The sequence below is a fragment of the Flavobacterium amylolyticum genome, from assembly GCF_048284335.1.
In the GTDB taxonomy this organism is placed as follows: domain Bacteria; phylum Bacteroidota; class Bacteroidia; order Flavobacteriales; family Flavobacteriaceae; genus Flavobacterium.
In genome coordinates this window covers 1,181,436-1,195,927 of sequence record NZ_JBLVPG010000001.1, presented here as the reverse complement: position 1 = coordinate 1,195,927, position 14,492 = coordinate 1,181,436, and the positions used below count along the sequence as shown (strand labels likewise).

Sequence of the window (14,492 nt, the reverse complement as noted above, 5' to 3'; positions counted from 1 at the left end):
AACAAAAGTAGTACGTAAATTTTAAACTACAAAATGAAATGTTAAAAAAAACTTATAAACTGAGTGAAAAGTGGGAATTATACAACATTTAACATTCTTCCAACCGCAATAAATGCATTTATTGCCTGATCTAAATGCGCTGTTGTGTGAGCAGCAGAGAGTTGAACTCTGATTCTAGCCTTATCTTTAGGGACCACCGGGAAAAAAAAGCCTACTACAAAAATCCCTTTTTTTAACAATTCATTTGACATTTCTTGTGATAATTTTGCATCATATAGCATTACTGGAACTATTGCAGAATCACCATCAATAATATCAAAACCAGCTTTTTTCATTCCCGCTTTGAAATAATTAGTATTCCATTCCAATTTATCTCGTAAAACAGTATCTCGCTCTAATATCTCAAAAACTTTTATGGAGGCCCCAACAATGGCCGGTGCCAATGAATTTGAAAACAAATACGGTCTGGATCTTTGACGCAATATTTCAATGATTTCTTTTTTGGCTGTGGTATATCCACCCATTGCCCCACCAAGTGCTTTTCCTAATGTTCCTGTAATAATATCAACTCGACCCAGCACTCCTTTGGCTTCGAGAGTTCCTTTTCCGGTTGCACCAATGAATCCAGCGGCATGACATTCATCAACCATGACCATCGCATCATACTTATCCGCTAAATCACAAATTTTATCTAACGGCGCTACTACTCCATCCATAGAGAAAACACCATCGGTAACTATTAATTTGAAACGTGCTCCAGCTTCCGTAGCCTTAATCAGTTGTTGCTCCAAATCATCCATGTTGCTGTTTTCATAACGATACCGTGCCGCTTTGCACAAACGAACACCATCTATGATAGAAGCGTGATTCAAACTATCTGAAATTATCGCATCGTTTTCTCCTAATAATGGTTCAAAAACACCTCCATTCGCATCAAAAGCCGCTGCGTAAAGAATCGTATCTTCGGTACCATAGAATTCTGCTATCTTTTTTTCTAAAGTTTTATGAATATCCTGAGTTCCACAAATAAACCGAACCGATGACATTCCGAAACCATGGGTGTCCAAAGCGTCTTTTGCAGCCTGAATCACTTCGGGATGGGATGACAATCCAAGATAATTATTAGCACAAAAATTCAAAACCGTTTCTCCTGTCGATATTGTGATTTCTGCACCTTGTGGTGAAGTAATGATTCTTTCTTTTTTGAAAATCCCATTGTCTTCAATAGTTTGCAATTCTGACTCTAAGTATTCTTTGATTTTTCCGTACATTTTTTCTTTATTTGTTTATGCTATAATTTGATTCATTCTCTTTTTAAGTTACAAACTTACTACATCGATTTCTTTTCCTATATAAATAAGTGCTTTTTTTACCACTTTATACCCCATCAATTCAATTGCAATTTGATAATTCTCCAACTGTAGCTTGTATTTAGGACGGTGTATTCCCGTTTTATAATCCAATAAAAAAACCTCTCTATCTTTAGTCATAACCATTCGGTCAGGCTTGATCGTTTTTCCTACTTTTTGAATAATTGTTTGCTCATTCAAAACTTCATTTCCTTCAGCAAAACAAATTTCTAATTCACTGTGATTTACAATTTCCAGAATTGTATTCAACACTGTATCTTTTTGAGCAAAAGTTATCAATCCATTTTCAATAGCCTTTGTAATTGCCAAATCAACATCGCCTTTAGTTTTTACAAAAGAAAGAATTTCGTGTATCACATTTCCATATTCTATAGCGTCCTGTTGGAGTGTGCCCCACATTAAAGCTTCACGTTGTGCAATTTTTATATTCTTTGGATTCAGAATTTCAGCAACTAGAGGAATCGTTTTTGAAGTATCGATGTGATGCTCTAAAGCAGATAACTTCGTTGCATTTCCAAACTCATATTCTAATTTATTTTCATCAAAACTACCTTTATTCTCCAAATAATTAATAAAAAAGCCACACATATTATTCTTTGGAATTTCTCCTTTACTGGATAAATTCATATTCGAAATTACATACAATTGTTCCTCCGCTCTAGTCAAAGCCACGTACAAAACATTAATATTATCTAATAATTCTTCCTGTTTCTTTTGATTGTAAACCTCAGCAGCTTCGACTCCAAATCCTTCTACGGCTTTACTATTGTCAATCAACACTTTTGGCAAACCAAAATCCTGTTCCTCGGCATTTAGCCATAACTTATCTTTGGGTTTTAGACTATAATCTTCTTCTGCAAAAGGAAAAATAACCACCGGAAATTCTAATCCTTTCGATTTATGAATCGTCATAATCCGCACTGCATCGGTCCCTTCCGGTGACGGAATACTGAATTTCTCTGCATTTTTATCCCAGAAATTCAAGAAATCCGAAATTCCTGCTTGGTTGCGAATATCACGCTCGAGCACAATGTCCAAGAAATATTGAACATAGGCGTTACTTATTTTTGGATTTAGGAATTTTGAAATTATAACCTCAACCGCCTCATACAATGATTTTTTTCTAATGTTTTGAAACGAAAGCGAAAAATCAAAACTCACCAACCACTGCTCGAATTCCGTTTCTTGAATCAATGCCATTCCTTGAGCAATAAAATCAGGAATCGGTAATTTATCCTGATTATGCTGCGCTAAATATTGAAGGAATTTTGCTTTGGATTCCAAATCAGAACTATTCTTCAAATATTTCAATAAATGAATAATCAACCGAACTTCGGTGGCATTTTGAATCATGAGGGTTTCCGATGACAAAAGCGGAATTCCTTGCTCCGTCAAATAATTAGCAATCGCAATTCCTTGACTCCTTTTTCGGGTAAGAATCACAATATCTTTGTATTGAAATCCTTGTTGTAGTGATTTTTGAATGACATTTAATGTTGCCAAAACATACAGATCAGTTTTATCCAATGTTTCTTCATCTTCTTCCGAAGTTTCCACTTTTGGGATAAAAGAAATATTTACGTAGCCGCCAATTTTATCATTTGACTTTTGGCGGCTGTGATTTTCATACAAATCTTTGTAATCCAAATGTTCGAATTCATTGGATAACAATTTAAAAAAATCATTGTTAAATTCAATTATCTGCGAATAGCTGCGGTAATTTTTATCTAAATGCTCCAGAACTTTCTCCGGATTATTGAATGGATTCAGGTCTTTACTCAATTCAATAAACTGTTCTGCCTTTCCGCCACGCCATCTGTAAATGGATTGTTTTGGGTCACCCACAATCATCAACGTGCCTTTTTCGCCGTCAATTTCACTAGAAGTAGCGTTGTCGATAAGCGGAATCAAGTTTTGCCATTGCATTTCAGACGTATCCTGAAATTCATCAATGAAAAAATGACGGTAGCGTTCCCCCAATCGTTCGTATATAAAAGGTGCAGGCTGGTTTTGGATCTCCCGATGAATAATCGCATTGAATTCTGAAATAGAGAGTACATTTTGCTCTTCTTGAATTTTGGCCAATTCATTGCTGACGGTATTTAGCAATGACAAAGGAGTAATGTTTTTCAGGAACGCTTTATAGAAATGTATCTTCTCGAAGGCACCATAAACCCTAGCCACTATTTGCAAAAATTCAGGAATTAGATTTTCAATAATCGCACGATCTTTAGCCGTTTTATTAATAGCAATATCATCAAACTCATGAAAAGTTTTATTCTTGGGATTGAACTTTCCCTGTTGAATACTATTAATATGGTTTGGAAAAGTACCTCTGGAAAAGGATTTTACATCAATTCCGTTGTTATCAATTAGAGTCAATGCTTCTTCTGCAAAAACAATAGTTTGTTTTACTAAGTCTTTGCAAGCTTCAGACAGTTTGTTTTTGATTTCGACAAATTCAGCGATGGATTTATCTTGAAAATGGGTGATTTCGTTTCGGTTATTTTCATTAAGAACCAAACGTCCGGTTTCGAGAATTTCACGAGAAATATCCCAAGATTTGTCATCATCCGTTTTCTCCATCGTGAAATCGATGAGTAGCTTTGTCAATGTTTCATCTTCTCCCGCTTGTGCGATGATGGCATCGACAGCTTCTATCAATAAACTTTCGGTGTCTAATGTAACTTCAAAAGTCATGGGCAAATTCAAATCATGGGCAAAAGCCCGAATTACTTTATGGGTAAATTTATCAATGGTCGAAATATCAAAAGCGGCATAATTATGAATAATATGCTTGATGATTTGCTGTGATTTGGTTTTGATTTCAATAATGGAAAGTTCCGTATCTATGGCTAAATCCTGCATTAAATCCTGGGCTTTTGAACTTGGTTCGGCTTTTGCAAATTCAGACAAACTGCCTACGATTCGGCTTTTCATTTCGTGTACCGCTTTGTTGGTAAACGTAATGGCGAGAATGTTGCGATAAGCGTCATTCTTTTTGGCAACAAGAATGATTTTTAGGTATTCTTTGACAAGCGCGTAGGTTTTTCCGGAACCTGCCGATGCGTCGTATATAGAGAAGGAAGGTCTTTGCATTACGATTTTAGATTTCTGATTAACGATTTTAGATTTCTGATTTAGAATTAGCGATCTAATTTCCCAAATCCCCTAGCCCTGATAGCGGCAACATCCTTATGTGGCGGGGTTCGACACTTAAGATATAGCGAATAACAGGAAATAGCTTCTAAAAACACAACAATTTCTAGGTAACTTTTAAAATTTGTTTGTATAAAACTTAAAAGTAGTATTTTTGCAGCATGGAAACAAATAGACAGAAAAAAATAGGTGGGGTGATCCAAAAAGATTTGGTTGACATTCTGCAAGGTGAAGTGAGAAAAAACGGAGTAGCTAATTTAATTATTTCGGTATCCAAGGTTGTTGTAACTTCAGATTTATCAGTGGCTACAGTGCATTTAAGCGTTTTTCCTCAGGACAAAGCAAAAGAGATTTTAGAGGCGGTGAAGTCCAATTCTAAAACAATAAAACATGATTTATCACAGCGTGTTCGTTTACAATTAAGAAAAGTACCGAATTTAGTTTTCTTTATCGACGACTCTTTGGACTATATTGAAAAAATTGACAATGCCTTAGCCAATAGAGACAATCCTATAGAAAACAGAGACCTTTTGGACAAACGCAGATTTCAATAAAACTTGAATTTCCCCCTTTACATCGCCAAACGTTACATTCGCAGCAACAGTAAAAATAATGCGATCAATATCATCAATCGGATTGCCAGCATGGGAATTATTGTTGGTGCCATGGCTTTGTTTGTAGTTTTATCTGTTTTTAGCGGGTTGAAAGTTTTTAGTCTTTCGTTTACGAATGACATTGATCCTGATTTAAAAATAAGCAGCACTTTAGGAAAATCTTTTTTAATTGCTCCAAATCAGGATAGCCAAATCAATAAAATTGAGGGTTTGGTTTCCTACACCAAAATCATTGAAGAACGAGTTTTATTTACTTTTGACGGTAAACAGGAAGTTACGTATTTAAAAGGCGTTGATTCTAATTTTAGCAAAGTAAATGCTATTGAAAAGAAACTTTTTAACGGACAATGGCTTAAACCAGATACCTATCAAGTGGTGGTTGGTTACGGAATTGCCCAAAAATTCTCGATGGGATTACTTGATTTCAATCGTCAATTGGAAGTTTTAGTTCCAAAACCAGGAAAAGGTGCAATTGAAAATCCGGAACAAGCTTTTAATAAAACCGATCTAATTCCTGTTGGGATTTATGCCATCAGCGAAGACCTTGATTCTAAATATGTTTTTGCCGATTTAGGTTTAGCACAAGAATTATTGGAGTACAAAACCAATCAGGTTTCTGGAATTGAAATCAAAGTGAAAGCTGGCGCTGATGAAAGTGCTATTACTGACGAACTTCAAACTATTTTCAATAATAAAATCACCGTAAAAAACAGGGCACAACTCAATGAATCGCTGTATAAAATGTTGAATACTGAGAATATTGCGGTGTATTTAATTTTTACTTTAGTTATTGTTGTGGCACTTTTCAACTTGATTGGCGCCTTGATTATGATGATTTTAGACAAAAAAGGAAACTTGAAAACCCTTTTTAATCTGGGAACGGAAATCAAGGATTTACGGAAAATATTTTTGCTTCAAGGCACTTTGTTGAGTGTTTTTGGCGGAATTATTGGACTGATTTTAGGAATTATAATTGTGTTACTGCAACAACATTTTCAACTGGTTATGATTACTCCTACACTGGCGTATCCTGTAGTTTTCTCTCTTGAAAATGTATTGATTGTTATGGGAACGATTGTCTCACTTGGTTTTATTGCTTCGCTAATTGCAAGCAGTCGTGTGAGTAAAAAGTTATTGGAGTAAGATTTTTGATTTCAGATTAAAAAATAAAACAAAAATTCCACTAATTTACACGAAATAACTTGTGCAAATTAGTGGAATTTTTGTTTGAAATATTTAGTTAAACAACCTCATAACCCGCATACGCTTCTTCGATTTCATTCAAAGCGGCGAACAACTCTTCCGGTCTATCTAAGGTTACTAATTGTTGTTTGTGGGGTTTAAAAGAATGAATCCCTTTGAAATAATTGGTGTAATGAGGACGCGTTTCCACAATTCCCAATCTCTCTCCTTTCCATTCCATTGCCCAAGTGAGGTGGTTTCTCACAGCTTCGACCCTGTCTACAACAGTGGGTTTTGCTAAATGTTCTCCCGTTTTGAAGTAATGTTTGATTTCGTCAAAAATCCAAGGATAACCAATGGCAGCTCGACCAATCATGATACCATCGATGCCGTATTCGTTTTTGTACTGCAATGCTTTTTCGGGTGAATCAATGTCGCCGTTTCCAAAAATAGGCATCGTAATTCTGGGATTATTTTTTACTCGTGCAATGTGGGACCAGTCAGAATGGCCTTTGTACATTTGGGCACGAGTTCTGGCGTGGATGCTCAAAGCGGCTACGCCAATGTCTTGCAAACGCTCTGCAACTTCATCAATATTAATGGAATTATCATCCCAACCCAAACGAGTTTTTACAGTTACAGGCAAATGCGTGCTGTCGATAACAGCTTTCGTTAAACGAATCATCAAATCTATATCTTTTAAAACACCGGCTCCGGCGCCTTTACAAACGACTTTTTTGACAGGGCACCCAAAATTGATGTCTATTAAATCCGGGTTTACAGCTGAAACAATTTTGGAGGACATCGCCATGGCTTCTTCATCTCCGCCAAAAATCTGGATTCCGACAGGGCGTTCATAATCGAAAATGTCTAATTTCATTCGGCTTTTGATGGCGTCCCGAATTAATCCTTCGGAAGAAATAAATTCCGAATACATCATATCGGCACCATGGGCTTTACACAACCTGCGAAAAGGCGGATCGCTCACATCTTCCATAGGCGCGAGAAGTAAAGGGAATTCGGGTAATATTATGTTGCCAATCTTGACCATCTTCATGTATTTTGGTGCAAAATTACGATTTTTAGATGAAAGGATAAAAGAAGAAAGAAGAAAGACTTAGTATTAAACCGATTAGTTTGCGAATTCGGGACTTTGAAACTGTTGAATTTAGCTTATATTTGCAGATTAATTGTCGCTGTTTGGCGATTGCGTGAGGGATTGCAGCAAAAATCCTTTTCCTTTTTTCTTTAAAAGGAAAAGATTGTAGCGGAAAGCCCGACCCTTGTGGTCACGCCCTGAAACAATTCAGGGTAAACCAAAATAAATTTGATACCAACGGAAAATGAAACATATACGGAATTTTTGCATTATTGCACATATTGATCACGGGAAAAGTACGCTTGCTGACCGATTACTTGGCGCAACACAAACGGTAACCGCTCGTGAAGAAAAAGCGCAATTGCTTGACAACATGGACCTAGAACGCGAACGTGGTATTACGATTAAGAGTCACGCGATTCAGATGGAATATACCTATAAAGGACAAGAATACATCCTGAATTTGATTGATACTCCGGGACACGTGGATTTTTCGTATGAAGTTTCCCGATCGATTGCGGCTTGCGAAGGTGCGCTTTTGATTGTAGATGCAGCGCAAAGCATCCAGGCACAAACGATTTCGAATTTATATTTGGCTTTGGAGAATGACTTGGAAATTATTCCCGTTTTGAACAAAGTGGATTTACCAAGTGCCAATCCAGAAGAAGTAAGTGACGATATTATTGATTTACTGGGATGTAAATTAGAGGATATTATTCACGCTTCGGGTAAAACTGGTTTTGGTGTAGAAAATATATTGGCAGCCATCATCGAAAAAATTCCACCTCCATCAGGAAGTGTTGACGAACCGCTACAAGCGTTGATTTTTGACTCGCATTACAATCCGTTTCGAGGAATCGAAGTTATTTTCCGTGTGAAAAACGGACAGATTAAAAAAGGCCAGAAAATTAAATTTATGGCTACCGGAAATGAATATTTTGCGGATGAAATTGGTACTTTGAAATTAAATCAAGTTCCGAAACAAGTCATTTCAGCGGGTGATGTTGGCTATTTAATTTCTGGAATTAAAGAAGCAAAAGAAGTAAAAGTAGGCGATACGTTGACGGATGCAAAAACGCCAACAACAAATATAATTAAAGGTTTTGAAGATGTAAAACCAATGGTTTTTGCGGGAATTTATCCTGTGGACACCGAAGATTATGAGGAGTTGAGAAACTCGATGGAAAAACTGCAGTTGAACGATGCTTCCTTGGTATTTTTACCGGAAAGTTCAGCCGCTTTGGGATTTGGTTTCCGTTGTGGATTCTTGGGAATGTTGCACATGGAAATTATCCAGGAGCGTCTGGAAAGAGAATTTAACATGACTGTAATTACTACCGTTCCCAACGTTTCGTATTTGGCTTACACCAAAAAAGATCCTACTACGCCACTTATCGTAAATAACCCTTCGGACTTGCCGGAGCCTTCTCGTTTAGACCATGTAGAAGAACCGTTTATTAAGGCAACTATCATTACCAAATCTGATTATGTGGGGAATGTAATGAGTTTGTGTATCGAAAAACGTGGGTTGATTACCAATCAAACGTATTTGACTACAGAACGCGTAGAGTTGACTTTTGATATGCCGTTGGCAGAGATTGTATTTGATTTTTACGACCGTTTGAAAACTGTTTCTAAAGGATATGCCTCGTTTGATTATACGCCAATTGGGATGCGAACTTCTAATTTGGTGAAAGTGGATATTTTATTGAACGCCACCATTGTGGATGCTTTATCATCCTTAATGCATGCCGACAATGCGTATCACATTGGTAAAAAAATGTGTGAGAAATTAAAAGAATTAATCCCGCGCCAGCAATTTGACATTCCAGTGCAAGCGGCTATTGGGGTAAAAGTAATCTCTCGTGAAACGATAAAAGCGTTGCGTAAAGACGTTACCGCCAAATGTTATGGTGGAGATATTTCCCGTAAACGTAAATTATTGGAAAAACAGAAAAAAGGTAAAAAACGCATGAGACTGGTTGGAAATGTTGAAATTCCGCAAGAAGCGTTTATGGCGGTGTTGAAGTTGAACGATTAAAAATTATTCTAAATTCTGACCTGAGCAAAGCAAACTGGCGAAGCAATTTTAAATTATAAATGGAACCTGACGATGTGAAAATTGTCAGGTTTTTTTGTTTCTATTTATTCTTCAACCATTCAAACAATCGTTTTGCATCTTCGAATTTAAACAATTGGGTTCCTTCATTCATCGTTGCTGCCGATCCGCAAGCAACTCCCCAACGGATTACTTCTTTTAAGCTTTTATTTTGCGAAAGCGCCCAAACCATTCCGCCTACCATACTGTCACCGGCACCCACAGTACTTTTTTTTGCAACATTAGGAGCAGGGACAAATTCATAGGAATCTTTGGTAACTAAAACTGCGCCTTGCGGACCAAGTGAAACAACTACGATTTCGGCGCCGCCTTTTGCAATGATTTGTTTGGCGGCTTCGTTTACTTCTTCCAGTTCCAATCGCTCCACGCCTATTAATTTTGCCAGTTCTCCAACATTGGGTTTGATCATATAAACACCAATTTCTAACGCTTTTTGTAATGATTCACCAGAGGTGTCCACAATTAACTTAGCATTTGATTTTTTTGCAATTTCTGCAATTTTTTGATAAAAATCTACTGACAAACCTTCATTCAAACTGCCACTGGCAACTAGGAATTTTAGTTTAGTATTAGCTATAGTTTCTAATATTCTTTTGCTTTCTTCGGTAGTAATTTTTCCGCCTGTAAACCCAAATCGGTATTGTGAATTGGTGTTGTCATCTACTGCGACAAAACTTTCTCTTGTCCAGGTTTGGACTTCGATTGCTTTAAATTCAACGGCTTCTTTACTCACCAATTCCTCCAGCATTTTACCCATTGGTCCACCAGAAGTAAAGACTGCTAAAGACGTCCCTCCTAGGCGGGAGATCGCCTTAGAAACATTGATTCCTCCACCTCCAGCATCATACCGAGGCTCATCACATCGTATTTTTTGTTCTGGTACTAATCCTTTAAAATGAGTGCTTTTATCTAAAGCAGGATTAACGGTAAGGGTAACGATATCAAATGTCTTCATTTTTCACGAATTTAATACTCTAAAGGTCGGATAAAATTGATAGAATTTGATAGAATTCAAGGCGAATATTTCTTTGTATATTTGCAACCTCAAAACAATTAAAATAATGATCGAAGATAAAACCCCACAACGCACAAGTATTGCTCAATTAGGAGAATTTGGATTGATAGACCATTTGACAAAAAACTTTGAAATCAACCAACCTTCGACTCTAAAGGGAATTGGGGATGACGCTGCCGTTTTGGATTTCAAAGATAAAAAAGTAGTCGTTTCAACAGATTTGTTGATTGAAGGTATTCATTTCGATTTGGCTTACATGCCACTAAAACATTTGGGCTATAAAGCGGTTGTTGTTAATGTTTCTGACATTTGCGCGATGAATGCCAAACCAACACAAATCACAGTTTCTATAGCGGTCTCTAATCGTTTTCCTTTGGAAGCATTAGATGAATTATTTGCAGGAATAACGCATGCAGCACGTGAATATAATGTAGATGTTATAGGTGGCGACACCACTTCTTCCCAAAAAGGATTAATCATCAGTATAACAGCTCTTGGCGAAGCTGATGAAGAAGAAATCGTTTATAGAAACGGTGCCAAAGAAACTGATTTATTAGTGGTTACAGGCGATATTGGAGCTGCTTATATGGGGTTGCAAGTTTTGGAAAGAGAAAAACAAGTTTTTCAGGTAAATCCAAATTCACAACCAGATTTAGATGCGTATACCTACCTAATAGAACGTCAATTAAAGCCAGAAGCGCGTAAAGATGTTCGTACTTTATTGCACGCTTTAGAAATAAAACCAACATCAATGATTGATATTTCTGATGGACTCTCATCGGAGATTATGCATTTGTGCAAGCAGTCTAAAGTGGGTTGTAATTTATATGAGGACAAATTACCAATCGATCCACAGTTTATTAACGTTTGTGAAGAATTCAACATCGATAGTACTACTGTTGCTATAAACGGAGGCGAAGATTACGAATTGCTTTTCACCATTGCTATGGAAGATTTTGAAAAAATAAAAGGAAATCCAAATTTCACGATTATTGGCCACATGACACAAGAAAGTGAAGGAATTCATTTAGTTACTCGGGCCAATACCAAAATTGCTTTAAAAGCGCGTGGCTGGGATGCTTTGAGTGAATAAAATCTCTTAATTAAACAATAAACGACACTTTTCAGTGTCGTTTATTGTTTGATTTAAAAAAGCAGGCCTCTTTTCTTTGCCTCCCGGACTAAATCAGCATCACTCCCGTGCTCTATTTTTAATAATTCTTTTAAGTTTAATTTTCTTCGTTCTATTGCTCCTAATGAAATTGGTATATATTGAGGTATATCATTCAACTTAGTCCCCTTTGAAATATGAAATAAAATTTGCTCATCAAATTGATCAATTTCGATAACATCTTCTTCTGCTTGATTTAACATTTTTAAAACCGATTGGCTATAATACTTTTCATCTTTTATAACTTTATCAAAAGCAAAAAGCAATTCATCAAATGTTAAGTCATTTTTAATAACCAGTCCATTTGGGTTTATCGTCTTGATGATGGTCTTTATCTTCAATAATTCAGTGTACATGGTAAGCAAAATAATTTTGCAACTGGGCATATGTTCTGATAATAGCTTTGCTAAATCCTCACCAGAATAAATATTTTTTTCTTCGTAAGCCGGCATACTAATATCTAAAAAAGCGATGTCAAATGTATCGTTATCTGGATTTGTGATGATGTGGTAGGCTGATTCACAATCTTTTGCTTGCGTTATAGAAAACTCAAACTCTTCAGGATTATATCTTGTTATTGCGTTTTTATACCCTTCAATAATAAAAGGATGGTCGTCAACTATTAATATTCTATTTTTTGTTATTACTTTATCAACTGAATCAATCGCCATTTTTGTATAGGTTCTAGGTTTATTTTTATTAGACTGGGATTTTAATGGTGAGAACTGTTCCGTCGCCTTTTTTTGATTTTAAATCAAAAAATCCTTCACATTCCTGGGTTCGAGAAAGTATATTTTGGAGTCCAATCCCTTTTTTTGCAGTTTTTACATTAAAACCAATACCATCATCACTTATTTTTAAAACCAAGTTATTCTCTTCTTTTTTTAGTTCGATTTTAATACTACTGGCATTGGCATACTTGTTCACATTTTGAAGGGATTCCTGAAGAATACGGTACAAATTAATTTTCACCGCGTTACTGACCAATTCCCATTTTATGGTTGAATCGATATTCGTTGTTAATTTTGATTTAAATGTCTTTTTTTGATCTTCAAATAAATCATCTACAATGGCAACAAAGTTATTGATTAATTCTGATTTTTCTCTATTCAAATCATGAGATATTTCCCGAATGTCCTGCTCGATATTTTTCAACTCTACTAAATAAGTGTTTCGTTGATTAATTGCAATTTCATCATTGAATTTATTTAAACCGTCCAGATTCATTCGGATGCCAAACATCCTACCCAAAACTCCATCATGGAGCTCTTGTGCTACTCGCTTCTTTTCTTTAACCCTATTGATCTCTATAGTACTTTGCTGCGAAATCATTAAATTATAAATTTCTTCATTCGCCTTTTGTTGCTCTTGCTTGAATAGCAACTCTCTATTTTTGGTTTTTTGGTTTTTTATAATAAATAGGAATAAAACAAGCATCGCTAATCCGCTGAAAATATATACTAAATTTCTGTTTGTTTCTACTAAATCAGTATTTTTACTCTTTATTTCCTCTGTTTCATATTCTATACGGGTGAATTTCTCTCCCATATTACGTTCCGATTTTTGTAGACTATCATTAATTTTAATATATTCTTTAGTGTAAATTGAAGCTTTTTTAGGATTAATTATCGCCAATTGTTTTAAAGAAGCTAAAACATTTCGATAATTTTTAGAACTTCTTGCTATTACAAGTGCTTCATTGGAAAATTTAAATGCCTTTACAGTATCTTTCCTATAAGCAAAATATTCCGCCAAATGAATTTTATTTGTAATTATCCCTGCCGTTAATTGTAAACTATCTCTAACCTTCAAAGATTGATAAAAAAGATCTGGAAGTTGATCCCATTCTTTCAATTTAAATTTAGAATAAGCTAAATTATCTAATAGCATTGCATATATAAATGGCTTATCATTTTTCAAGTTAACTTGTTTTAAACCATATTGAAAATAAGATTTTGCCTGTTTATGTTTATTCATGTTTTGAAAAACAAATCCGAGATTGTTTAATGAAGTAGCTTTGGATTGAAATACTTTTGAAATTAGTGTGTCATTTATACTTGCCAAGGCTTTATTATGAAACTCAATGGCTTTACCATATTCCTCACGTTCATTATAAATTATTCCTAGAAGATTATTTGAATCGTATAAAACATCACTAACTTTTTCGCCTCTCACTACTCTTAATGCGCTAAACGCTTCTATTTCACTACCAGAAAAATCTCCCTCATTATATTGCAAAAGTGCTTTGTTTAATATCGTCTTCGCTAAATTATATTTATCTCGAATAGATCTGTACATCTTTTCAGCCTTAGAATAATATATAAAAGCGCTATCAGAAACCACTTGAGAGCTATAATAATCTCCTAAATATGTATATCCTTTAGCCATATCTTTAAGATCATTATTATTTATTGAATTCTCTAAAACTAAACTGACAGTTTTTTTATATCCTTTCCAATCATTCATATTATAATAACGATTGGCTACTTTAAACAAATCTACCCTACTAATAGAATCATCTTGCTGATTCAAAATAAGAGTTAGTGCTTTTTGGTTATACTCTTGTTTCTTAACCAGGGATAGTTGATCATTATTGGCCATTGACAAATATGATGCGAGACTATCCTCTTGGTAATTAATTATGGAGTTTTCTTTTCCTTGCTTTACACAACCATGGAAAACAAACAAAAAAAAAACAAATATGTAATAGATTTTTTTCAATATACTTTTATGAATTTCATCAAAAATAACAAAATAAAACCA

Annotated in this window: 10 protein-coding genes; 4 read left to right on the top strand and 6 right to left on the bottom strand. The window is 35.4% G+C overall.

Annotated features, from left to right (window positions below):
• Window positions 1-77 precede the first annotated feature (77 nt).
• Entirely contained in the window at window positions 78-1,271 is a 1,194-nt protein-coding gene (gene kbl / locus ACNQF9_RS05335) for a glycine C-acetyltransferase (protein WP_417989774.1), read from the bottom strand.
• A 48-nt stretch (window positions 1,272-1,319) separates the two neighbouring features.
• Entirely contained in the window at window positions 1,320-4,469 is a 3,150-nt protein-coding gene (locus tag ACNQF9_RS05330; RefSeq protein WP_417989773.1) for a UvrD-helicase domain-containing protein, read from the bottom strand.
• Between the two features lie 221 nt (window positions 4,470-4,690).
• Between ACNQF9_RS05330 and rbfA the strand changes: the two genes are divergently transcribed.
• Together rbfA and ACNQF9_RS05320 are read left to right on the top strand one after the other, a co-directional pair.
• Window positions 4,691-5,083 carry a 30S ribosome-binding factor RbfA gene (gene rbfA, locus ACNQF9_RS05325; RefSeq protein ID WP_417959205.1) on the top strand — a complete coding sequence of 131 codons (393 nt, stop codon included), beginning with the start codon at window positions 4,691-4,693 and terminating at the stop codon, window positions 5,081-5,083.
• 3 nt (window positions 5,084-5,086) lie between these two features.
• Entirely contained in the window at window positions 5,087-6,286 is a 1,200-nt protein-coding gene (locus ACNQF9_RS05320; RefSeq protein ID WP_417989772.1) for an ABC transporter permease, read from the top strand.
• A gap of 97 nt (window positions 6,287-6,383) precedes the next feature.
• Here ACNQF9_RS05320 and dusB read toward each other — a convergent pair whose 3' ends face one another.
• On the bottom strand, window positions 6,384-7,376 hold the full coding sequence (dusB, locus tag ACNQF9_RS05315; protein ID WP_417989771.1) for a tRNA dihydrouridine synthase DusB: 993 nt from the start codon (window positions 7,374-7,376) through the stop codon (window positions 6,384-6,386).
• 292 nt (window positions 7,377-7,668) lie between these two features.
• On the opposite strand from dusB, the gene lepA reads away from it, so the two are divergent.
• Window positions 7,669-9,465 carry a translation elongation factor 4 gene (gene lepA, locus ACNQF9_RS05310; protein ID WP_417959202.1) on the top strand — a complete coding sequence of 599 codons (1,797 nt, stop codon included), beginning with the start codon at window positions 7,669-7,671 and terminating at the stop codon, window positions 9,463-9,465.
• 100 nt (window positions 9,466-9,565) lie between these two features.
• On the opposite strand, the gene ACNQF9_RS05305 is transcribed toward lepA, so the two are convergent.
• Window positions 9,566-10,498 carry a 1-phosphofructokinase family hexose kinase gene (locus ACNQF9_RS05305; protein ID WP_417989770.1) on the bottom strand — a complete coding sequence of 311 codons (933 nt, stop codon included), beginning with the start codon at window positions 10,496-10,498 and terminating at the stop codon, window positions 9,566-9,568.
• Between the two features lie 106 nt (window positions 10,499-10,604).
• On the opposite strand from ACNQF9_RS05305, the gene thiL reads away from it, so the two are divergent.
• Window positions 10,605-11,651, top strand: a complete 1,047-nt coding sequence (gene thiL / locus ACNQF9_RS05300; protein WP_417989769.1) for a thiamine-phosphate kinase — start codon at window positions 10,605-10,607, stop codon at window positions 11,649-11,651.
• A gap of 53 nt (window positions 11,652-11,704) precedes the next feature.
• Here the strand turns inward: thiL and ACNQF9_RS05295 are convergent, their stop codons facing one another.
• Window positions 11,705-12,400 (bottom strand): response regulator, encoded by a 696-nt coding sequence (locus ACNQF9_RS05295; protein ID WP_417989768.1) that lies wholly within the window; start codon window positions 12,398-12,400, stop codon window positions 11,705-11,707.
• Between the two features lie 28 nt (window positions 12,401-12,428).
• Entirely contained in the window at window positions 12,429-14,330 is a 1,902-nt protein-coding gene (locus ACNQF9_RS05290; RefSeq protein ID WP_417989767.1) for an ATP-binding protein, read from the bottom strand.
• Window positions 14,331-14,492: the final 162 nt, after the last annotated feature.